Origin of the sequence: Flavihumibacter rivuli, from assembly GCF_018595685.2 — a bacterium.
GTDB classification, from domain to species: domain Bacteria; phylum Bacteroidota; class Bacteroidia; order Chitinophagales; family Chitinophagaceae; genus Flavihumibacter; species Flavihumibacter rivuli.
Map to the genome: position 1 here is coordinate 2,236,247 of NZ_CP092334.1, position 22,621 is coordinate 2,258,867.

Here is a 22,621-nt window from a genome sequence, read left to right on the forward strand (position 1 = left end):
CTTTTATTATCGATAAAACCAGCTTCCCTTAGCGTAACCAGGCCTCGGGGTTGAGGTTCACGGATTTTTCATTGGTGATCAGGAACTCCAGTTCACCCCTGCCGCCATCCTTCTCATACAATCTTCCCACAACCTGGCCTGTCTTTACCTGCTGGCCTTTGGAAACACTTACCGAAGACAAGTTGCTATATGAAGTGAAGTATTTTCCATGACGAACGATCACGCATTGTACCGGGCCTACGGAAGTTACCGCAGCCACTTCCCCATCGAATACTGCCTTGATGGAACTTCCCGCTTCTGCTTCTATGGTAATGCCAGGGTTATCGTAAACAATTGTTAATCCTTCATAAGAATGTGGGCCAAATTTCATCACCACCCTGCCCGCATTTACCGGCCAGGGAAGGCTTCCCCTGTTCTTTTCAAAATTATCGGATATGAGGCGCACCTCATCACTACCGAAGATCTGTAGCTCTTTTTGTTCCTTGGGCTGCGGTTTGGTTGTTGTTGTTGTTGTCTTAGTGGTGGCAGCATCATCCTTCTTAGGCGCATTCGCATTGGCCTTCTTTTCAGCTGCTTCCTTCTCCCTTCTCTCCTTCTCCAGTGCGGCAACACGCCTTCTCTCCGCCTCGATCTCCCTCCTGATCGCCGCATTGATGGCACTTCTCAGGCTGGCATCCTGCTTGCGTTTCTGCGTCAGGTCCTTCATCAATTCCCGCTCTTCCTGCTTGATCTTGGAAACCACCTTATCCTTTTCCTTCCTTTCATCCTGCAATACGGCGAACTGCTTGTTCTGTTCCTGCAACACCAGGCTCTTCTCCTTCTTGCTCAGGTTAAGGCCCTTGATCTTCTGCTCCAGCATCTGCTGGGTATTGCGGATAACGGAAGCCTGCTGCTCACGGTAAGCCCTATACGATTTCAGGTAAGCTACCCGCTTTAAGGCATCATTGAAGGTGCCGGCAGAAAAGATAAAATTGAGGAAGTCGTAATTGCTCCTGTTCATATAAGCATACACAACGCTCTTCTCGTATTGCAACTTCAGGGTATCCAACTCAGCCCTGAGTTTTACAATATCCCTCCAACTGGCATTGATACTGCTCTGGATCAGGTTGATCTGGTCGTTGATATTCCTGATCTGCTGTTCACGCAGGCGGATCTTCTTCTGGATCAGGTTCAGCTCACCCAGGCTCTTTCGTTTATACTTTGTCGTTTGCTCAAGCTGCTTGCGCAATTCATCGATCTCCCTTTGGATATCAGCCTGCCTTCTTTTCAATTCCGCACTGCTCTGGTTCTGGGCATAGCCGCCCAAAACAGAGAAACAAATCAAGGTGAACAGAAGGATTTTTTTGATCATGCGATTGCTGTTGGTGAACGATTGTTTCAAATATACCTTTCCAAACGTTTACTTAATGGTATAATTTTTCGGCACAGGGAAGGGGTAGGCTAAATTTTCGTTAAAGCTGAATTGCTTGAACTCCAGCTGCACATCAAGCACCGACTTCTCTGAGACCGTGATCCGGCGCATGGTTGGGAAGGGAAATCCTGCTGAACCATTGTAATCGCTGTAGCTCAGGTTACAGGTACGGTTCCTCGTAGCATTGATATCATCGAGCTTGCTGGTCTGCAAGAGGAAGTTCTCACTGCCTATGGTCAGGAGGTTCTTAAACAAACCACCCAGGCTGAGCAGGCTGATCGAATTGGTTTCTTTCTTATAGGAGATGATATTGGCCGAATCAAGATATACTGTATTACCAATGATCAGGTCCTGCATGGTACTGAAGTCAAGCGGCAGCTGCGCCACTTCCTGTAAATAAGAGACTGATCTTTCCTGGTAGACCTTGTCCTTCTTGTTCAGCAGTTTCACGCTGTCCGGGGTGATCAATACGCGAAAGGCTTCATAGCTGAATACTGTAGCATTGATGGAGAGCCAGATGATACTGTCCTTCTTCATGCGGACAAAAACAGTGAGGTCCGGCCCCTTGCCATCCTTATCCCAGTAATCAACCTTCATCTTCCCGGAGAAGGTGGAAAAGTCGATCTTGTTCTTCTGCATGCTCGCCAATACCTCATCGATATAGCGCATGCTATCGGCATGGGGATCCACCAGAACAGTGACTACTGAATCTTTCTTGGCTATGGCGGTAGTTATCTTTTTGGAAGCCTTGCAACTGAAAACCAAAACCGATACTACCAGGGTAATGAGCTGAATATAGTTCTTCATGCGAATCAGGATTTGCCGGTATGGCCGAAACCTCCGGCATTTCTGCTTGTTTCATTTAATACTTCAACAGGTATCCACTGTACCTGTTCCACCTGCTGGATGACCATTTGTGCGATCCTGTCACCCGGATGGATATGTTGTGTTTCATTGCTTAGGTTAATGAGGATCACTTTCACTTCCCCACGGTAATCCGCATCAATGGTCCCGGGCGTGTTCAAACAGGTCAGGCCCTGCTTGATCGCCAGTCCGCTTCTGGGCCGCACCTGCGCTTCATAGCCAAGAGGCAGTTCAAGGAAGATACCTGTTGGGACCAGCACCCTTTCCAGGGGCTTTAATGCCATTGCCTCTTCGATATTAGCCCTGAGGTCCATTCCAGATGAACCCGGGGTGGCATAGGCCGGCAATGGATGGGCCGACTGGTTGATGATCCTAACCTTTATGGTTGACATGCCGCGAAAATAAGAAAGCCCTTTGGAATGGCCCTATCTCTTATTGATCAGTTCCCTTGACCAGCAGAACGGTAGCATAGGCCACCAACCCTTCTTCCCGGCCAACGAAGCCCATTTTCTCAGTAGTGGTTGCCTTAACGGAAACATCTTCCAGGCCGATCTCCAACAGTTCTGCCATGATCTCCCGCATCGATAAACTGTATTTCTTGATCTTGGGTTCTTCCAGGCAAATGGAGCTGTCTACGTTCACCACTTTATAACCCCGTTCCCTTATGAGTTCATAGCATTTCTTCAGCAGGATCTTGCTGTCGATGTCCTTGTATTTGGGATCATTGTTAGGGAAATGCATGCCGATATCCCCCAGAGCCAGTGCGCCCAGCAGCGCATCACATACCGCATGTAACAAAACATCCGCATCACTGTGGCCCAGTGCGCCTTTGTGATGGGGTATCTTCACCCCTCCGATATAGAGGTCCCTTCCCTCCACCAGCTGGTGGAAATCGATCCCGAAGCCAATTCTATACATAATTAACCTGATTGATTATTGCATTGCAATACTAAGCAAAAAGGTCCCGCTATTGGCAGGACCTTTTCTTAAATCGTTTGGTTGGAATTATTCATTGCTTCCACCGCCATCAGCATTGGCTCCAAAGTCGAATACCAGGCCAAAGCGCAGGGTATTGGACAGGGGATTCTGGTTAACACCACTTCCTGAAGGGATGATGTAGGAGAAGTTCAGGCCGAATACATTGTATTTGATGCCCGCACCCACTGTAAAGTACTGGCGGTTTCCTTTGGTCTTGTCTTCGTAGAAATAGCCCAGGCGCAGTGCGAACTGGTTCTGGTACCAGTATTCCACACCGGTAGAAATGGTCCACTCCCTCAATTCCTCGCTGAAACCTCCGGGCGCATCACCGAATGACTTGAACCAGCTGTTCACCACACTGATGCTACGGTATTCCACCAGGCCGGCAGAGTCACCCACGGCGGGAGGGGTAGGCACCATCAACTTGTTGAAATCCATGGCAAAGGTCATCTTGTTGTTCTCATCGAAAACCTTGGTATAAGCACCCCCCAGGCCCAGGTTGGCTGGGATAAAATCCTTCTGGGTAGCATCTGAAGTATACCCGATCTTGGCACCCAGGTTGGTGAGGGTTGCACCCGCACTCCATCCCTGGCCATTCTCATTGGCACCATTATAATAGAAGCTCAGGTCACCCGCAACGGAATTACCCGCCTTGTAGGTAGTACCATTCACGTTCTGGCCACCAGCCAGGTTGGAATAGATATAACGCAAGGCCACACCCAGACCTATCTTTTCAGAAAGCTTCCTGGAGTAACCCACATCAATACCGAATTCCCTTGGCCTGAAAGAACCGAACTCATTACCAAGGTTATCCGTGAACTGGATATTGCCCAGGTTGAAATAACGCATAGAGGTAGAGATGGCCTGCAGGTCATCCAATTTATAATACCCACTCAGGGTGGCCAGGTAAACATCGTTAAGTCCCAGGTTCTTCAACCAGGGGGAATAAGTCAGGCCAAGCGCACTCTTGCTTTCATTGAAGGGCGTCTTGGCGAGGTTCCAGAAGGGGGAGTTTACATCAGCCAGGGTAGCAATTCCCGTTTCACCCATACCGCCAGCGCGGGCATCGGGAGATATCCTCAGGAATGGAACGGCTGTTGTAACCACATTTATAGGTTCAGTTTCAGATTGAGCCTGTACTAAGGTGGTTCCGGACAACAATAACGCTACAGCCAGTTTCAGGGACTTTTGTCTCATGTGTTCGCTTTCTTTTCTTTTTTTAATCACATGAAACGACAGGCATGGTCCTGTACACAAAGAGATATTTACCCTTTTCGTGGTCCAGGGTCTGGTCTATCGTTTCAATAAATCCTTTGGGTAAATTTTTCTCTATAAGCGGCTAAAATAATAATATTTAAATAAGGTCTGCAACAAAAACCTGCTCATTCTTTTAATGTTTTACCAGTTTGCCCGCTTTCCATTCCTGCTTTCCATCTGGTCTCTGAAGGACTACCTGGTAAACATAGATCCCGGGACTGAGCGGGAAACCCCGGTCATTCCTTCCATCATAATCAATGAAGGAACGGTTTCCTGAGGCAATTATTGTACCATTAATGGTTTTTACTTTCTGGCCATTGATGCCATAAATATTGACCTGGACCCTTAATGGACTGCCATTCTGGTTATGGACAAACACAAAGCGGGTACCGGCATTGGTGGGATTAGGATAGTTATAGACTTTTTCTAATACAAAACCTGCCTTCTGCTCAACCCTGAAGGTAATGACCACCTCACTGCTGTTGTTGAGCACATCCCAGGCCTTTATCCTCAGGCGATGCTTCCCCTCTGGCAATTCAGGAAGGACAAACTGAACCTTTCCGGATTGGTATGTATCCGTTTCAGCTTCAAAAAACCGGTTTAGGGTGAACACCCTGCCATCTTCAAGGGTAGCGGTGATATCATGGCCAATCCCTGTTCCCAATACATTAATGCCCGAAGTATCCGCCAGTGATAATAAGAGAATGGGCTGCTTATTGGTCAGGTCGCCATCCCTGAATTGAAGGTCATTCAACCAGGCCTTTATTTGCGGACCCTCCCGGTCGGGGGGAGGCGGCACCGAACCAGCAATGGGCAGGCCGGCAAATACACCACTGGCATCGGAAAGGCTGTCAGTGGCATAATAGCTGATCCTTGCCTCGCCGGCTTCATAGTTGATATCCTTGGGTACCACGAAGGAAAAACTGAAACGACCATTCTGGACCGTGGCCCTCCCCTTGAAAAGGATCCTGTCCTGTACCTTGAAATTTTCCTTCAAGCTGCCCGGATCATTTGCCCTGGTTTGCCGGTCATAGGGTTTGTCCAGGACCAGAGGAAACACAAAGCCATTGAAACCGGTCAGCGGATTACCAGATTTATCGGTTACCACCCCATCTACCGTCACTTTTTGCAAGGCCCTGATGGTATCGGCACCTGAATCGATGGATCTCCCATTTATCTTAAGGGTGGCAACCCTGTGCTCGGGGAAAGAAAGGGTCAGGGCCGGATCCCCTAAAAGGGTGAATTTCCGGTTATTGAAAAGATCGCCTGAATTCTGGTAAGTGAGGTTCTTGGCATCCCTTGTGGCTTCCCCCAGCGACCTGAACCGCCCGTCCGGCAAGGGCTGCAAGGCTGTAGCCAGGTAATTCCTGTTCATGATCCGGTTACTGAAGGCAAAAACCAATCGGGTGGTGGTCATCAAGGCAATACCACCGGCCCCTGGCTTCAATAAGAGGTATTCACCCAGGGATTCGATGGCGGGATTATCATAAGGTGCGAAATCGCAGGTAGCCGTGATGAACAAGGGAAGCTTCCCGTTCTGTTGCCAGCTGTCCACAATTTCCTTATCCAGCACCACTTCTTCTGCCAGCCGCCTGAAACCGCCATGGCCACTGTAATTCCAGATCAGCGTCCCTTCCTGCATGGTTTCACTGACCGCCTGGTTCACCGCCGGGTAACGACTGCCCGATGCATTGCTCTCCTGATCATAGGCGTCAAGATAGATCTTCTGCAAGCCAAACATCGGATTGGCCTGATTCGCCGCCTTGCTGATCTCTTCGGCATCACGCAAATGCAGGTTCTGGTCCTCATCGTCGGCAATAAAACTCAGCTGGTTGCGCCAGCTGCCACGGTTGGAGGGTGCATAATAGGCTATCACCTTATCCACAAAAGCCCTGGCCTGTGTTTCGCTAGCAGCAGGAACCCTGCCAATGCTGATCTCCAGCATGGGCAAATGCAAGGCATTGTTGATATCATCCTCATCATCCAGGAATCCGTAATAATCATCACTGGTATAGGTGGAAAGGGGATCAAGGGAAATGCTGCTCTGGTAAGAAGGAACCAGGTTGGTATTGCTGCTAATGCGGTTCTTGTAGTCGAATGAAGCGTCCCCGAACAATAGCAGGTAGCGGGGTTCCCTGGCCTGGCTCCCCATGGCCCGGTCGTAAAACATTTTGACCATGTCCCTGATAGCAGTAGGATCGGCAATGCCACCCGAGAATTCATTAAAGACTTGGGAAGTAGTGACCACCAGGCTGCTGATCCCATCCCTGGACTGGTGCCAGTCGGCCAGTCGCCTCGCCTCAAGCTCCAGTTGGGGAACGGTCACGATGATCATTTCCGGTATGGCCTCCCCATGGATGTCCTGGTTCCCTACCTTTCCCATGGGAACCGGCTGGAAATACTGGCTGGAAAAGGCTATGTATTCTCCCAGCCCACCTTCCCCGGCCTGGAAACGGTCGGCACCTGACCTGGGCAGATCAACCGGCTGCAAAGGGTCCTTCACCCCCCAAACCCTGGCCCCGTTAGGAAGGGAACCGAAAATATAATCAATAGGACCATTCTTCCCGTAGGCCTCCCAGCTACTGAAGGGCAATTGCCCGGAAGCAGGCAAGGCAAGCCCCGACTGTGCATATATATCAAATTGGTCCAGCCATCCCAGGGCGGAACCATTGGCCGATTGGAAGCGGTATTCAAGGGAAATGGACGGCTTTGCGGGGAAGCGCACTTCCCGGTTATCTTCCCTGGCAATCAGGTCGAGGTTAGAAGAGGAAACACTGGGGATGGTATGCGCCAGGATATCCGACCCGGATTCCCGCACCAGGAAACTGCTGGTGGTACCGACCGATCTTGCCGCAACCTTGGAGACCATTATGGCTTCTGTACCCGGACCAGGCTCAGGTATGCCCACCTGGAATATCCTGCTGGAAAGCGTGGCCATATTAAAAGGTTCACCGAGCCAGGACTTGCCACTGGATAATAGATTGACACTGTCCAGTTCATGGTGATACCGGAACTGGTAGGTATTGACAGGAGTACCCTGACTGGAAACCGTTCCCGCAGGCAGTATCCTTTTGCCATTACCCTGGATGGTCAGGAATACAAAAGCGGTATCCCCATAAAGGTTCTTCTCGTACCTGAATCGCCTGGAAAGGGTATCCGCCACCCATCGGTCCGCACCTTGCGCATAGAATAATATGTAGTCCTGTCCATTGATCACCCCGTCGCCGCCATCTGCCACCTCAATGGCCATCTCTACCAGGTCATCCGTCACGGGGGCTGCACAGGGCTCCGGTAACATTCGCTCCCGGCGTCCGAATAACCTGAGCTGGGCGGAAGGGATGGTGCCGCTGATGCCCAATTGCTGGAGCAGGGGAAGGTCGAGCTTATAGATGCCTGTCCTGGTCACCCCAACCTTATACCAGTTGCCAGAGGCGAGTATGGAATGGTCAGCATAGCTACGCTGTGCCCTTATTGGCAAAAAGGCTGTAATACATACAGATAGGGCAACCAGGTGGAATCGAAGGTTCATAAGCTTATCCAAAAATAGTGGAATCAGGGTGGGTTTTGAGAGTTTGGCAAACGGATTGATTAGGTAAACGTGCTATATTCGCATTTACCTTTTATTACTATCTATACAATAAACGGGAAACGCTCCCGTTATTGATGTCTAAAACCCAGCGTAAATGGCTATCAATATGAACTGGAAAAACCTCGCAATCCTAGTATCCTGCGCTGCCATGGTGGCTTCCTGTAAGAACGGGAAGATGTTTGGCAAAAAGACCGAAAAATCCGACGTAACCGGTTGGAATTACAATGACAAGAACCAGGGTGGTTACCAGGTTTCCAAAGAAAAAGAACAACGCACCGGACCGGGCCTCGTGTTCGTTCAGGGTGGTACCTTTACTATGGGTGCCACTGAAGAAGACGTTATGGGCGACTGGAACAACGCTCCCCGCCGCGTTACGGTAAACTCCTTCTATATTGACAAATCCGAGGTAGCCAACGTGCACTACCGCGAATACCTCTACTGGATCAACACCGTATTTGACGGTGATGAGTACGAAGCCATCCGTCAGGGTGCCTTGCCTGATACGCTGGTATGGCGCAGTGAGCTGGCCTACAACGAACCAATGGTTGAATATTACTTCCGTCACCCCTCTTATAACTATTATCCGGTTGTGGGTGTAACCTGGAAGCAGGCCAATGATTTCTGTCTGTGGCGTACCGACAGGGTGAATGAACTTGAACTGATGAAGAGGGGTTTTATCAATGACAAGTCCCTGAAGAATATCACCGGCATTGCCCAGGAAAACTTCAATACCAAATCATACCTGATGGGTGAATACCAGGCTACCCCTGGTAAAGCAGCCCGTTCGAAGAAGAATACGCTGAAGAACCCCAACGGTACCCCTCGTACCAATGTAACTTTCGAGGATGGTATCCTGTTGCCCGGCTATCGCCTGCCAACAGAAGCGGAGTGGGAATACGCAGCACTTGGCCTGGTTAACCAAAACCCCATGCCTTCCAAGAAAGAAGGTAAGCGTGGTGAAGAGTTGATCGCCAACAAGCAGGTTTACTCCTGGAGCCAGAACGTTAATGGCCTTCGCGACAGCCGCAGCGGTAGCTGGCAAGGCACCTTCCTCGCCAACTTCAAGCGTGGTTCTGGTGATAACATGGGTGTTGCAGGTGGTTTGAACGACCGTGCCGTATACACTGCACCTGTTCAATCTTTCTTCCCCAATGGCTTTGGCCTGTATAATATGAGTGGTAACGTGAGCGAATGGACCGCTGATGTGTATCGTCCGCTCTCACTCACAGACTTTGATGATGTTGCTCCTTACCGTGGTAACAAGTTCGAAACCGTAGATCGTTCTACCGGTAAGCCTGAAAGGGATAGCCTGGGCCGCATCAAGACCCGCCTGGTTACTGACGATGAAAGCAAGAACCGTCGTAACTACCAGAAGGGTGATGTGATCAACTACCTGGATGGTGACTCACTGCTGCAAGGTGTAAGCTACGGTTATGGTATCACTACCCTGATCAGCGACAAGAGCCGCGTTATCAAGGGTGGTAGCTGGAACGACCGCGCTTACTGGCTGAGCCCCGGTACCCGCCGCTTCCTGGAAGAAGACCAGTCCAGCAACACTGTAGGTTTCCGTTGCGCTATGGACCGCCTGGGTAGCCCCGAAGGTAATGGCCGCAAGACCGGTATCAACTACAAAGCAAGAAAACAAAATAGCCGCAAACGCTAATCATATTGCATAGCCAACAATAAAGCCATCCCAAAAGGATGGCTTTATTGTTTTCATCCATTAAATGGTATGGGCCATGAAACGATAATCCTCCTTAATTTGCGCTAATGAATATCGAAACGCTCTACCAGATCTACCTGGAACATCCTTCCGTTCAGACTGACACCCGGCAGTTGAAGCAGGGAGATATCTTCTTCGCACTTAAGGGAGCCAATTTCAATGGCAACGCCTTTGCCGCACAGGCACTGGCTAACGGTGCCGCCTATGCGGTGATCGATGAGGAAGCATTCAAAGTGGATGACCGGACGATACTCGTTGATGATGTACTGACCTGTCTCCAGGACCTTGCCCGCTATCACCGGCAGCAACTCCATATTCCCTTTATTGCTATAACAGGCAGTAACGGCAAGACCACCACCAAGGAGCTTGTCCATGCCGTATTAGCCACCAGTTTCAAGACCTATACCACACAGGGTAACCTGAACAACCATATCGGTATTCCGCTCACCATCCTTAGGGTAAAAAAGGATGCTGAAATAGCCGTCATTGAGATGGGCGCGAACCACCAGAAAGAAATTGAAGGGTATTGTACCTATACACTTCCCACCCATGGCATCATTACCAATTGCGGTAAAGCCCACCTCGAAGGATTCGGGGGCGTGGAAGGTGTTCGAAAAGGAAAGGGAGAACTATATGATTACCTGAGGGCTAATGATGGCACTGCATTCGTGATGTGGGATTATGATTACCTCCACAGCATGAGTAATCATATCCCCCATCTGGTTAAATATGGCACCCATGATGCAGATATTGAAGGAAAAGTAATAGCAAGCGAACCCTTCCTGCAGGTGCAAATCAGCAAGGGAGTTAGCCCGATGGAGGTCAACACCCAACTCGTAGGCGATTATAACCTGCCCAATGTATTGGTGGCCGTTACCATTGGCAAGCATTTCGGTGTAAAGAATGCATTGATCAAACAGGCCATCGAAGCCTATACACCATCCAACAGCAGGTCCCAGATGATCAACAAGGACAGCAACCACATCATCCTTGATGCCTATAATGCCAATCCCAGCAGTATGAAACTGGCCATCGAGAACTTTGCCCGTCTCCATGCCAGTAAAAAAGTACTGATGCTGGGAGCTATGGCAGAACTGGGGGAAGAAAGCCTGCAGGAGCACCAGTCCATTGTTGACCTGATCGCTTCCAACAAATGGGATAAAGTGGTGCTGGTAGGCGGGGATTTCGCCAAACTCCAACACCCCTTCATTCAATTACCTGACTCGGTGACCGCAAGGGAATGGTTCAAGGAACAGGGTTTCCAGGACACCCATATCCTCATCAAGGGCTCAAGGAGCATGCAGATGGAGAAGGTCCTGCAATGATCAACAAAAGAATTTGATGAGAATGCATCCAACTGTGGATGTATTTTTTATGAATGGTGGGCAGGTTGGATATCCGCTATCATCTGTTCAAAACAGGCGGCAACTGCTTCAAGCCTTGGGAATAATTGCTGCTCCATGACAGCCTTGCCGCCCATTAATTCACCAGCCAGCTGGTCCAATAGCCCTGATGCTGCAGCAGGTTCAGGTAAGATGGCCAATTGCTTAAACTGCCGGATCCTGACCACCATATCCTGCAGGTCACCCAGTGAATCAGTGACAGCCTTCAGTTCAAAAGCTACCAGGGGAAGCAACCAAGGTGATGGTTGTACTTTCGCTTTATCCAACCATTGCAGGTTATAAAAGATATCCTTCAGGATCTTTCGCAACTGGTGCAGGATATCATCGTAATGCGGCTGCCTGTAGTATGCCAACCAGGTCCTTATGACCGTTTCAAAATAATGATCCCATACAGGCTCCTCCTTCCCGGGATCCCATTGCTGGACTGCCATCACAGGAAGGTCCCTGGTCATTATTTCTTGTCTAAGCAGCCTTTCCTGCCAGGAAAGTTGATCCTCCAGCATACTTTGAATCACTGCCATGGCGGGCTGCTCGCGAATGAAATGTTGCAACAACTGCAGGTCCCTTAACTCCCCTGCCCTCCGGTATATTTTTTTCCAGGGGGCTGAAAGATTGGGCGGTATGGATGGATCAATAGCAGCCAGCATCCGGTGCAATGCCCGCAAACGTTTCATCCCTACCCTGTAATCATGCACCAGGCTGGTTTCAGGACTTTGAAGGATGACGTTCAACAGAGCGTGCATCTCCCCAACAAACCTCGCAGCTTGTTTTATTATGGAGGCAGAACTTCCCATTGGAAGGGATTGGCCGTTGAATCTACCTAAATTTTTCCAGAAGAAAAACAGCGGAAGGGGTGATAAAAATCACCTTTCATTAAGAAATCAAAATGGACATTTGCAACTGAATAAATCTCAATTCATGGCATCAACAACACAATCCCAGCCTATTAAAATACCTTTGCAAAAACAGCAGGAAATGTCGGATAAAGGCAAGCAGCCAAGTTATCTTGGATCAGTATTGGGCAACAGGTGTCCCAGGTGCAGGGAAGGAAAGATCTTTGTATCCAGTAACCCTTACGCTTTTGGAAAGATCATGAAGATGAATGAGAGTTGTCCGGTTTGCGGGCAGCCAACCGAAATTGAACCGGGTTTTTATTACGGGACCGCCTATGTAAGTTACGCACTGACTGTTGCCTTTACCGTGGCAACCTTCATCGCCTGGTGGGTTCTGATCGGCTTCTCCCTGAAGGATGGGGACTACAGGCTGCTGTATTGGGGTATAACCAATGCTATTTTGATGGTGGTACTTCAGCCAGTCTTTATGAGGTTATCCCGCTCCATCTGGTTATCCTGGTTCGTGAAGTATGACAAGGACTGGAAGCAAAAAGAGATCGACAGGTCTACACTGGAAAGGATCATCCCGGAACAAATGAACAACTGGTAAAGGAAAAATTGGTCGAAATAAAAAAGAAGGCACTCAGGTTAAACGGAGTGCCTTCTTCATTTATAATACCAGCCCTTACCAATAGATCGCATACAGCGAAGCGATCACGCCGGCAACGATCAAGGCGCCGACAAGGAAGGCAGGATGCAGCCTGAACATTTTGGCATCCACTTCCAATCCATTAGGCTTGACACCCCTTTTATTATCATACAGGCTGATCAAAACCATTCCCAACACACAGAAAAGGAAAACAAATCCCATCCTGTCGATGAAAGGGATCTCATACACATCTACATCATTGGCCTTGGCGAATCCTGATGGGGCAAGGAAAGAAAGGTCAGCCCAGGCGGGCAGGAACTTGAGGATGAGGGACAATACAAAACCGCCAATGGTAGCAAACAAGGCAGCATTGCTGGTCGTCTTTTTCCAGAAGAAGCCCAGGATGAACATGGCGAAAATGCCGGGTGATACAAACCCTGTGTATTCCTGGATATACTGGAACCCTCCCTTTTTATCAATACCCATCAATGGGGCAATCAATACCGCCAATAACATGGAGATGATAACGGTCCAACGGCCGATCTTCACCTGCGTTTGTTCATCGGCGTTAGCATTGATCTTCTTCTTATAGATATCAAGGGTAAAGATGGTGGCAATGCTGTTGGCCTTTCCGGCAAGGGAAGCTACTACTGCAGCCGTCAAGGCTGCGAAGGCAAGGCCTTTCAATCCGGCAGGGAGCAGGTTGAGCAATACCGGGTAAGCCTTATCAGGATTGAGCTCACCGGCCTGCAGCATCTCGGTCTGGAAATTACCTTCCTGGTACAATACATAGGCAGCGATCCCAGGCAATACCACGATCACGGGCATCAGCAATTTCAGGAAAGCTGCGAAGAGAATACCATTCCTTGCAGTTGGAAGATCGGCACCCAAGGCGCGCTGCGTGATGTACTGGTTACAACCCCAGTAATTCAGGTTAACGATCCACATCCCCCCAATCAACACAGATAATCCCGGCAGGTCCATATAATTGGGATTGTCCTTTTTGAAGATCATATGGAAATGGTCATCCGCCTTTTCTGTCAGGATATTAAATCCGTGTACCAGTCCTGATCCGCCAAAATGCTCAGATACCAGGTGAAGGGCCAGGTAGGTGGTGGCCAGTCCGCCTACGATCAGGAAGAAGACCTGGATCACATCCGTATAACCGATCACCTTCATGCCACCCAGGGTAATGATGATGGCAAAAAGGGCCAGGAACATCATACATAAAGTCAGGCTGAAGCCTGAGATACTACTGATGGCCAGTGCCCCCAGGTAGAGAATTGAAGTGAGGTTTACCAACACATAGAGCAGGAGCCAGAAAACGGCCATGATCATGCTCACGGTGCCATTATACCGCTGGTTCAGGAACTGCGGCATGGTGTAGATCTTGTTCCTGAGGTAAACCGGGATGAAAAAGATGGCAACGATCAAAAGGGTTCCTGCAGCCATCCATTCATAGGTAGCGATGGCCAATCCCATCTTGAAACCCGATCCGCTCATGCCAATGAACTGCTCCGCGGAAATATTGGAAGCGATCAGCGATGCACCAATTGCCCACCAGGTCAGGGATCCTTCGGCAAGGAAATAATCCTTGGTATTGGTAGTGGCGGCTTTCTTCTTCTGGTAAACCCACCAGCCATAGGCTGCTACAATAATGAAGTAAAAGAGGAAAACGAAATAATCGAGCTGTTGCAGGGTTTTCATTTGCAGGCAATCATTTATGATGTTGGTTGATGATGTCAAGGCAAAGTGCCGGATACTGGTCTTCCGCTCTTTGTTCATGAACCATTTACGGAAGATAAGCAATCAGGCACTTTGCTCCATCATCACCCGGATGAACTAAAAAACTTTCTGTTGGCTTAGATAAAACGGTTGATCAGGTTTTCAAGGTATTCCTGCCTTCCACTCCTTACAGCAGGTTCACCATGAGCGATAGCATAGTTACGAAGATCTTCCAGTTTCAACTGGCCATTCTCAAAATCCTTTCCGGTATCGTTATCGAAAGAAGCATAGCGTTGCTGTCTGACCTTCAGGAAATCGGACTGCTGCAATACCGCATCTGCCACCAGGAGTGCCCTGGCGAAAGTATCCATACCACCAATATGCGCATAGAAGATATCTTCCGGATCGGTTGAATTACGCCTGATCTTGGCGTCGAAATTGATACCACCACCGGCAAAGCCACCGGCCTGCAGGATCACCAGCATGGCCTCGGTCAGTTCATTGATATCATTGGGGAACTGGTCGGTATCCCATCCATTCTGGTAATCACCTCGATTGGCATCGATACTGCCCAGCATTCCTGCATCGGCAGCTACCTGCAATTCATGGGTGAAGCTGTGGCCGGCCAGTGTGGCATGGTTCACTTCAATGTTGATCTTGAAATCATCCTGCAAACCAAAATGGCGAAGGAAGCCGATCACGGTAGCGCAATCATAATCGTATTGGTGCTTGGATGGCTCGCAGGGCTTGGGCTCAATGAAGAAGGTCCCTTTGAATCCCTGGCTGCGGGCATAATCTTTCGCCATGTGGAGGAACCTTGCCATATGCTCCTGCTCCCTTTTCATATCGGTATTCAGGAGACTCATATACCCTTCACGACCGCCCCAGAAAACATAGTTCTGTCCACCCAGGAAAATGGTAGCATCGAGGGCAGCTTTTACCTGCGCGCCGGCATGTGCCAGCACATGGAAATCAGGATTGGTGGCGGCGCCATTCATATACCTCCTGTTGGAGAAGAGATTGGCCGTTCCCCATAATAGCTTTACACCGCTTGCTTCCTGCTTCTGCTTCGCATAGCCGGTGATGGCCTGGAGCCTTCGCTCATTCTCTGCCACATCATTGGTATAATCCACCACATCAACATCGTGGAAGCAATAAAAAGGCAGGTTCATCTTGGTGATGAACTCGAAGGCCGCATCCATCTTCGCCTTGGCGCGCTCCAGGGGATCCGCGATTCCTTCCCAGGGAAAAAAGTGTGTGGGCTCACCGAAGGGATCAGCACCTGATCCACAGAAAGAGTGCCAGTAGGCACAGGCAAAACGCAGGTGGTCCTTCATTTTCTTGCCTGCTACTACCCGCTCCGCATCATACCAGCGGAAGGCCAGCGGGTTATCGGATTGCGGCCCTTCATACTTAACCTGGCCAATTCCTTTATAGTATTCCTTGCTGCCAATAACAATACTCATAGTGAAATATTTATCTGGTGACTAATTTGATTACAGGAATTTTTCCAGCAGTGATCGCCACTCCTGGTAATAAGGTTCATAAGAAATATCCGGTGAAGGATGGATAGTGGCGAGTGATACCAACTTTGTAAAGGCTTCTTTTGGATGCGCATACACACCCGCACCAATACCTGCCCCCAGTGCAGCACCTGCGCTACCGTCATTCTGGTAGAGTTCAACAGGCACACCTGTTACATCCACAAATACCTGCCTGAATACCTCACTCAGAAAAAGGTTGTTCTTACCTGCACGGATAACCGAAGGTTGCATACCATTGGCACGCATGATATCGAGGCCATAGCGGAAAGAAAAAGCAATGCCTTCCTGGATGGCCCTGAGTAAATGGCCCTGCCCGTGACGATTCAGGTCAAGGTTAAGGAAATGCGCGCCGGGGATCCTGTTGTTCAGCATCCGTTCAGCACCGTTACCAAAAGGGATGACCCTCACCCCTTCAGACCCTGGTTCGATCGCAGCAGCTTTATGGTTGAGCAGATCATAGTCTTCATTGCCTGCCAGCTGCTTCCTCGTCCAACTATTCAGGATGCCGGTACCATTGATGCAAAGCAGTACACCGATCCTCGTATGTTGGTCGCTGTGGTTCACATGCGCAAAGCTGTTCACCCTTGATTGCGGATCAGCCTTTGCTTCCCCGCTCACACCATAGATTACGCCCGATGTTCCGGCAGTGGCGGCCACTTCACCCGGCTCCAGCACATTCAGGGAAAGGGCATTATTGGGCTGGTCCCCGGCCTTGTAACTAACGGGAATGCCTGCACGCAAACCGAGGGCATGGGCAATATCCCTACGCAGGGATCCATGATTGGAAAACACCGCCTGAATGGGTGGGATGATCGATTCATCAAAACCGAAGTAAGCAAGTAATTCCCGGCTCAAGCCATTCTCCTGGAAATCCCAGAATATGCCTTCACTCAATGCAGACGGCGTAGTGGTGATCTCACCGGTCAGGCGATAGGCGATGAAATCACCGGGCAACATCACTTGATGGATCCTCGCATAGATCGAAGGTTCATGCTCCTTCACCCAAGCGAGTTTTGCGGCGGTGAAGTTTCCAGGGCTGTTCAATAAGCGTTGCAGGCAGGAAGATTCCCCCAGGGCCTCGAAGGCACGATCGCCGAAAGGTACAGCCCTGCTATCGCACCAGATGATGGAAGGCCGAAGCACCAATCCGTCCTTATCCACTACTACCAAGCCATGCATCTGGTAGGCAATACCAATGGCGCCAATGGCTGCGGGGTCATAGGCACCCTTTGCATGGGCCTTAAGGATGGCCTGCTGCACATGGTCCCACCAATCATCGGGTGATTGTTCAGCCCATCCGGCCTGTGGCGCACTGATGGCCGCTTCCGTTTCAGGGTAACTGACAGAACAAAGGGTTTGCTGGCTCTGTGCATCTACCACAGAAACCTTTACTGATGACGTACCAAGGTCGATCCCGAGCAATAGCATATGGCAGCAATAATTGGTTATCAATACCGAATCTAAATTTAACCAGCCTTTAGCCAAGCACGAATCACTTTATTGTTCATTATTGAAACTATTTTATCATTATTCGTATATTTATTGCATCCTGCCACTCAATATTGTTGCAAATGAAGCCGCTGATTGAAAAACTGCCATTAAGTGAGAACACCTCATTTGTAGCCCGTACCTACCGGACTCCCCATTTCGAAGTACCCTGGCACCAACATATAGAATATGAACTCATCCTGTTCCTGGAAGGCGAAGGCACGGCCTATATCGGGAACCATGTGGGCTCCTTTAAAACAGGCGATGTCTTCTTTCTGGGCAGCAACCTTCCCCATACCTTCCAGAAAGCAGCGCCTGATCTGGTGACTGCAGCAGTGGTGATCCAATTCAGGGAAGATTTCTGGGGCAAGGAATTCCTGCAGCTGCCCGAATGCAGGGAGATCAGGTTATTGTTCCAAAGGTCCATGCAGGGCCTGAAGCTTGAACAAGGCTTATGCGCCACCCTTTCTCCATTGATCCGGCAATTGGAACATGCCAGCGGTGCGCAAAGGATAGGGTTACTTTTCGGTTGTTTATCCCTGTTAGCTTCATCTGACAATTATGAATCGGTATCCACCCAGGAAGCAGGTACCTTCCTTTCCCGAAACCGCGAACGGATCGATAAAGTATTTCAGTATACTATTGATCACTACGCAGAAGAGATCAGTCTGCAGGAAGTGGCCGCCCATATTGGCATGAGTGTTCCTGCCTTTTGCCATTATTTCCGCAAGAGCACCAAGAAAACCTATGTTGCCTTCCTGAATGAAGTGCGGATCGGGAAAGCCTGCCAGCTGCTCATGGATACCGCCAAGCCCATAGCTGATATCTGTTATGAAACAGGCTACAATACACTGGCCAATTTCAATAAGCAGTTCCTCCGTATCAAGGGCATGACACCGGGAAACTACCGGAAGCGCTTCGCGGAAAGCAGTATCAGCAATAGCGTTCCTGTCATGGATGCCCATACAGAGTTGAGGGTGCTGACCGGTCAGGACTAATCTTTAAAGGAATGTCATTATCCAGACCAGAATCATTAGCGGCATGTCAAGTTTTCCTTTTCTATAATATGTACTACTAAAGTGGTAAAATTTTATTTACTGTAATACTTGCATAGATCAAGTCCTATGATAATTTTGCTGCAATAATTCCTGATTCTATGCGCAATTTTTCCGGCCTTTCTATTTTTGGGATTGTTCTGTTGTTATCCTCACTTCAGTTCAGTACATCGTCTTGCACCAAGGAGGTTGAAAGGGATACAGTAATTCAAATCGAGAGAGATACCATTGTTAAAATTGATACTCTTCAAGTTAAGTCCATTGATACCGTATTTGCAATGGAAGTAAGTACCTGGGATTGCTTCAGTTACCAAAATGGCGGATACCTGATCCCTGGACCTAAAACTTACTTCAAAACAGCCGAGGGAATTGAATTCATCACTCAGGGAGCAAATGTAGGCACGAGACTACAGACAAAAAAAGAAGTAGGGTTTGAGAACAAAAACATCTATTATAAATGGAAGCCTAAAGCAGATGGCCAATTCTCAAACTTTGTTCCACAGATCAAATATGATCCCGTGACAGGAGACGGTACGCCTCCCATCCAATCAGTTGACCTGCATTCATTCACAACAGAGTTTGTTTGGGCAGGATCAACCCTGGTAAGTAATAATAACTGGTATTATACAAGGGTTTCCCACATTAAAGGGACAGATAATTTTAGGTTTGTTACATCCATGTCAAACTATGACAATAAAGGCGGAACTGTTATATTCGAAAAGACCATTCCTATATATACCAAACATGGTTATATAGCTATTAGAATGGGAGATCCATATAGCATATTTGCGAGTTGTGTATTGGGTGAATGTAAAATAGCAGCTAATTGATTATCCAGACATTGAATACTTCCATTTAGGACTAACAATTAATTTTGCCAGGAAAATATACCTGGCAAAATTTTATTATGGATATACCACCACATGCTTTCCAGTATTCATTTACTGTTGAACAAAGTGCAATTGATGTATTGGGACATGTGAACAATACAGTATACCTCGACTGGGTGCAGGAAGTCTCGGCTGCGCATTGGGAGCAGTTGGCCAGCAAAGCCATCAGGCAGGATAACCTTTGGGTAGTGCTGAGACATGAGATCGACTACCTCTCCCCTGCTTTTGAAAAGGATACCATCATTGCCTATACCTGGGTAGGACAAACCGGCGGCCCAAGGTCAGTCAGGCATGTGCATTTCTACAACCAGTCCAACCAAAAACTATTGGCCAAAGCGGCTACCACCTGGTGCCTGTTGCAGTCCAGCACCATGCGACCCAAACGGATCGATAAAGGGATGATGGAATTGCTCAGGCCTGTGAGGGGGTGAGGGATTACCTCCGCTTCGCTCCGGTGATCCCCAGTAGGGGGGTAGCCAAAACAAAGGGCTGCCCACTCGCTGCGCTTGTTCCCATTTGATGAAGAAAGACTATTACCCCATCAGGGACTCCTGAAAAGACTACGTCGTACCTACATTTATTTTAACCCCAGCGGGGTCTCCCGAAGGGGACCCCGATGTAAATGGGCGAAATACATTTCTTCATCAGACTTTTGTTCATCGGGGAACTCTACGACTGCATAAGGTGGGGTATAAAATATTACTTCATACCAACCTCTTCCTCATGAACGCCCTTCCGGAACCGGATTTCAAATACTGCTCAAATGAAAATGCCTTGTATTTATCCGTGAAAGCACAGTAGAAAATTAACTCCACGGGCCTTATGCCTGCCGTGGCCGGCACCATTCCCAGCTGGTGCCTTTCCACCCTGGCATCAAGATCTGAAGTGCAACCCTTATAGTGGTCACCATTGGAACAACGGAGAATGTAGACGAAATACATGGAATAAAACTACCCAAACGAGACATGTGTTGACTCGGGAATTTTAACAGGAGTTGGTTTCCAAGGAAAAGTAATTATAGGAAGATGATATGTTGTATAGTAGTCTACATCATAGGTGACATATAATCACACTTAACGATATGCCGGTGAGAAGGGAATGATCATATCTTAAATAAAAAAGCCAGCCTGAACTTTAAGCTCAGGCTGGCTTTTGTTGCTTTCGCACCTTCCACGGACCTTGTCCGCCGAAGCCCACCTGCAATGGAACCCAAGGTACTAGAAAAGCAAAGCCCACCTACGCTAAAGCTTCGGTGGGCGAAGGCGGAGAGAGCGGGATTCGAACCCGCGATACCCTTTAGGGGTATACACACTTTCCAGGCGTGCTCCTTCAACCGCTCGGACACCTCTCCGGGAATGGGTCGCAAATATAGGGTATCTTATCCACTTGTCAACTCCCCTCGCAAGGAAGTTTCCAATAATTCCACAATCTTTTTCCGGGACAGCGACTGGCCCAGCAGGAACATCAGCTTGGCCAGGGTGGCCTCATAGGTCATGTCGTGGCCACTTAACACACCCAGTTCCTTCAGTTGTACACTGGTCTCGTAACGCCCCAGTTCAACGGCCCCACCATCGCATTGGGTGATGTTCACAATGATCAATCCCCGCTGGATCGCCCTGCGCAGGCAATCAATGAACCAGGGCGCCGTAGTGGCATTACCGCTCCCAAAGGTCTCCAGGATAACCGCCCTGGCATCAGGGGTATTCAGCACCGCCTCCACCATAGGTTCCGTCATGCCCGGGAAGATCTTCAGCACCGCAATATTCGAGTTCAGCTTCTTGTACACTTTCAGCTTTCCCTCCGGGTGCTTCAGGATGAACTGGCGCTGGTATTTGATGGTGATCCCCGCCTCGGCCAGGGGCGGATAGTTCATGCTGTAAAAGGCCTCGAACTTCTCGGCATTGTACTTCTTGGAGCGGTTGCCCCTGAACAGCTGGTAATCGAAATAGATGCAGACCTCCGGAACGATCGCCTTGCCCCCCTTGCGGGCAGCGGCTATCTCCAGGGCCGTGATGATATTTTCCTTGGCATCGGTCCTGATCTCACCGATTGGCAACTGTGATCCGGTAAGGATCACGGGCTTGTCCAGGTTCTCCAGCAGGAAACTTAAGGCCGATGCCGTAAAGGCCATGGTATCGGACCCGTGCAGGATCACAAACCCATCATAGTCGTTGTAGTTCTTCTCAATGATGTTAGCCAGCTCGATCCATACATCCGGATGCATGTTCGAGGAATCCATCGGGGGATTGAAGGCATGTACCGAGAAATCATAACCCAACTTGACGATCTCGGGGATATTATCCCTGATCTCCTTGAAACCAATGGGCTTGAGCGCGCCACTCTCATTGTCCATGACCATCCCTACCGTACCCCCGGTATAAATGATCAGGATCCTGGTAGCTTTTGGGCGACGGACTGTTGTCATGGGTGAAGTTTTTTGAAGATTTTGCGGGCATTGGCCGTGGTCCGCTCTGCCACTTCCTCCTCACTCACCTTATATATATCGGCCAGTTTTGTCACTACATATTTAAGATAGGACGGCTCATTACGTTTGCCCCGGAAAGGAACCGGCGTCAGGTAGGGCGCATCGGTCTCCAACACCAGGTGGTCGAGGCTAAGCTTCTCCAGCACAGCCGGTAAACCGGCATTCTTATAGGTAAGCACCCCACCGATGCCCAGGTAAAAACCAGCCTTGATGATCTCCTTAGCCGACTCGTAACTGCCGGAAAAACAATGGAAGATCCCGTTCAGGTGACCGTCCTGGTGCTCTTTTACTATATTGATACACTCCTGGGTAGAATTCCGCGAATGAATCACGATGGGCAGCTCATACTGTTTCGCCAGGATCACCTGCCGCCTGAAGGCATCATATTGCTGGGCCTCGAAGGTCCTGTCCCAGTAAAAATCCAGGCCGATCTCCCCTACCGCCGCAAAGGGCCTTTTGGCCAGCCAGTCTTCCACCAGCTTCAGTTCTTCCTCAACAGTCTCTTTTACATAGCAGGGGTGCAGGCCCATCATGGCAAAACATTTGCCCGGCCAGGCCGCTTCCAGGTCAAACATATTCCGGTGTTCACTACTGTCGATGGCCGGGAGGTAGATGGCTTCTACCCCTTCAGACCCTGCCCGGGACATCACTTCATTAATATCAGGTTTGAACTCTTCCAGGTAAAGATGGCAATGGGTATCTATCAGGGTCATTTGGCAAAGTTCAA

Annotated in this window: 19 protein-coding genes and 1 tRNA gene; 6 read left to right on the top strand and 14 right to left on the bottom strand. The window is 49.2% G+C overall.

What is annotated here, in order from left to right; all coding sequences use genetic code 11:
* Positions 1-28: 28 nt before the first annotated feature.
* The 6 genes from KJS94_RS09845 to porU all read right to left on the bottom strand — a co-directional run bounded on the left by KJS94_RS09845 (position 29) and on the right by porU (position 8,039).
* A complete protein-coding gene (locus KJS94_RS09845) occupies positions 29-1,351 on the bottom strand; it encodes a murein hydrolase activator EnvC family protein (protein ID WP_214447398.1) in 1,323 nt (440 codons plus the stop codon).
* Positions 1,352-1,399: 48 nt separating this feature from the next.
* On the bottom strand, positions 1,400-2,218 hold the full coding sequence (gene lolB1, locus KJS94_RS09850) for a lipoprotein insertase outer membrane protein LolB1 (RefSeq protein WP_214447397.1): 819 nt from the start codon (positions 2,216-2,218) through the stop codon (positions 1,400-1,402).
* A 5-nt stretch (positions 2,219-2,223) separates the two neighbouring features.
* Positions 2,224-2,667 (bottom strand): dUTP diphosphatase, encoded by a 444-nt coding sequence (gene dut, locus KJS94_RS09855; RefSeq protein ID WP_214447396.1) that lies wholly within the window; start codon positions 2,665-2,667, stop codon positions 2,224-2,226.
* A 40-nt stretch (positions 2,668-2,707) separates the two neighbouring features.
* Positions 2,708-3,193, bottom strand: coding sequence for a 2-C-methyl-D-erythritol 2,4-cyclodiphosphate synthase (gene ispF / locus KJS94_RS09860; RefSeq protein ID WP_214447395.1), 486 nt, complete (start codon positions 3,191-3,193; stop codon positions 2,708-2,710).
* Between the two features lie 87 nt (positions 3,194-3,280).
* Positions 3,281-4,450, bottom strand: a complete 1,170-nt coding sequence (gene porV / locus KJS94_RS09865; RefSeq protein ID WP_214447394.1) for a type IX secretion system outer membrane channel protein PorV — start codon at positions 4,448-4,450, stop codon at positions 3,281-3,283.
* Positions 4,451-4,643: 193 nt separating this feature from the next.
* Positions 4,644-8,039 carry a type IX secretion system sortase PorU gene (porU, locus tag KJS94_RS09870; protein ID WP_214447393.1) on the bottom strand — a complete coding sequence of 1,132 codons (3,396 nt, stop codon included), beginning with the start codon at positions 8,037-8,039 and terminating at the stop codon, positions 4,644-4,646.
* Between the two features lie 154 nt (positions 8,040-8,193).
* Between porU and KJS94_RS09875 the strand changes: the two genes are divergently transcribed.
* Together KJS94_RS09875 and KJS94_RS09880 are read left to right on the top strand one after the other, a co-directional pair.
* Positions 8,194-9,762, top strand: a complete 1,569-nt coding sequence (locus KJS94_RS09875) for an SUMF1/EgtB/PvdO family nonheme iron enzyme (protein ID WP_239804118.1) — start codon at positions 8,194-8,196, stop codon at positions 9,760-9,762.
* Positions 9,763-9,869: 107 nt separating this feature from the next.
* Positions 9,870-11,147: a UDP-N-acetylmuramoyl-tripeptide--D-alanyl-D-alanine ligase gene (locus KJS94_RS09880; RefSeq protein ID WP_214447392.1), complete on the top strand. Its 1,278-nt coding sequence runs from the start codon at positions 9,870-9,872 to the stop codon at positions 11,145-11,147.
* Between the two features lie 47 nt (positions 11,148-11,194).
* On the opposite strand, the gene KJS94_RS09885 is transcribed toward KJS94_RS09880, so the two are convergent.
* Positions 11,195-12,019: a CHAD domain-containing protein gene (locus KJS94_RS09885; protein WP_214447391.1), complete on the bottom strand. Its 825-nt coding sequence runs from the start codon at positions 12,017-12,019 to the stop codon at positions 11,195-11,197.
* Positions 12,020-12,143: 124 nt separating this feature from the next.
* Here KJS94_RS09885 and KJS94_RS09890 point away from each other — a divergent pair, with 124 nt between their 5' ends.
* Complete coding sequence (locus KJS94_RS09890; RefSeq protein WP_239804119.1) at positions 12,144-12,668, top strand: DUF983 domain-containing protein; 525 nt, start codon at positions 12,144-12,146, stop codon at positions 12,666-12,668.
* 75 nt (positions 12,669-12,743) lie between these two features.
* Here KJS94_RS09890 and KJS94_RS09895 read toward each other — a convergent pair whose 3' ends face one another.
* The 3 genes from KJS94_RS09895 to KJS94_RS09905 all read right to left on the bottom strand — a co-directional run bounded on the left by KJS94_RS09895 (position 12,744) and on the right by KJS94_RS09905 (position 17,404).
* The gene (locus KJS94_RS09895; RefSeq protein ID WP_214447390.1) at positions 12,744-14,414 is read right to left on the bottom strand and encodes a sodium/sugar symporter; all 1,671 of its coding nucleotides are present in this window, start codon (positions 14,412-14,414) and stop codon (positions 12,744-12,746) included.
* A gap of 155 nt (positions 14,415-14,569) precedes the next feature.
* Positions 14,570-15,898 (bottom strand): xylose isomerase, encoded by a 1,329-nt coding sequence (gene xylA / locus KJS94_RS09900; RefSeq protein WP_214447389.1) that lies wholly within the window; start codon positions 15,896-15,898, stop codon positions 14,570-14,572.
* A gap of 30 nt (positions 15,899-15,928) precedes the next feature.
* Entirely contained in the window at positions 15,929-17,404 is a 1,476-nt protein-coding gene (locus KJS94_RS09905; RefSeq protein ID WP_214447388.1) for a xylulokinase, read from the bottom strand.
* A 143-nt stretch (positions 17,405-17,547) separates the two neighbouring features.
* Here KJS94_RS09905 and KJS94_RS09910 point away from each other — a divergent pair, with 143 nt between their 5' ends.
* From KJS94_RS09910 to KJS94_RS09920, 3 genes are all read left to right on the top strand, one after another.
* Positions 17,548-18,462 carry an AraC family transcriptional regulator gene (locus KJS94_RS09910; RefSeq protein ID WP_214447387.1) on the top strand — a complete coding sequence of 305 codons (915 nt, stop codon included), beginning with the start codon at positions 17,548-17,550 and terminating at the stop codon, positions 18,460-18,462.
* Between the two features lie 158 nt (positions 18,463-18,620).
* Positions 18,621-19,349, top strand: a complete 729-nt coding sequence (locus tag KJS94_RS09915; protein ID WP_214447386.1) for a hypothetical protein — start codon at positions 18,621-18,623, stop codon at positions 19,347-19,349.
* A 77-nt stretch (positions 19,350-19,426) separates the two neighbouring features.
* On the top strand, positions 19,427-19,840 hold the full coding sequence (locus KJS94_RS09920) for an acyl-CoA thioesterase (RefSeq protein WP_214447385.1): 414 nt from the start codon (positions 19,427-19,429) through the stop codon (positions 19,838-19,840).
* Between the two features lie 273 nt (positions 19,841-20,113).
* Here KJS94_RS09920 and KJS94_RS09925 read toward each other — a convergent pair whose 3' ends face one another.
* The 4 genes from KJS94_RS09925 to KJS94_RS09940 all read right to left on the bottom strand — a co-directional run bounded on the left by KJS94_RS09925 (position 20,114) and on the right by KJS94_RS09940 (position 22,607).
* A complete protein-coding gene (locus tag KJS94_RS09925) occupies positions 20,114-20,350 on the bottom strand; it encodes a GIY-YIG nuclease family protein (protein WP_214447384.1) in 237 nt (78 codons plus the stop codon).
* Positions 20,351-20,672: 322 nt separating this feature from the next.
* Positions 20,673-20,760 (bottom strand) — tRNA-Ser (locus KJS94_RS09930).
* Positions 20,761-20,787: 27 nt separating this feature from the next.
* Positions 20,788-21,834, bottom strand: coding sequence for an asparaginase (locus KJS94_RS09935; protein WP_214447383.1), 1,047 nt, complete (start codon positions 21,832-21,834; stop codon positions 20,788-20,790).
* Complete coding sequence (locus KJS94_RS09940; RefSeq protein ID WP_214447382.1) at positions 21,831-22,607, bottom strand: TatD family hydrolase; 777 nt, start codon at positions 22,605-22,607, stop codon at positions 21,831-21,833. The genes KJS94_RS09935 and KJS94_RS09940 overlap by 4 nt, the downstream gene beginning before the upstream one ends.
* Positions 22,608-22,621 lie beyond the last annotated feature (14 nt).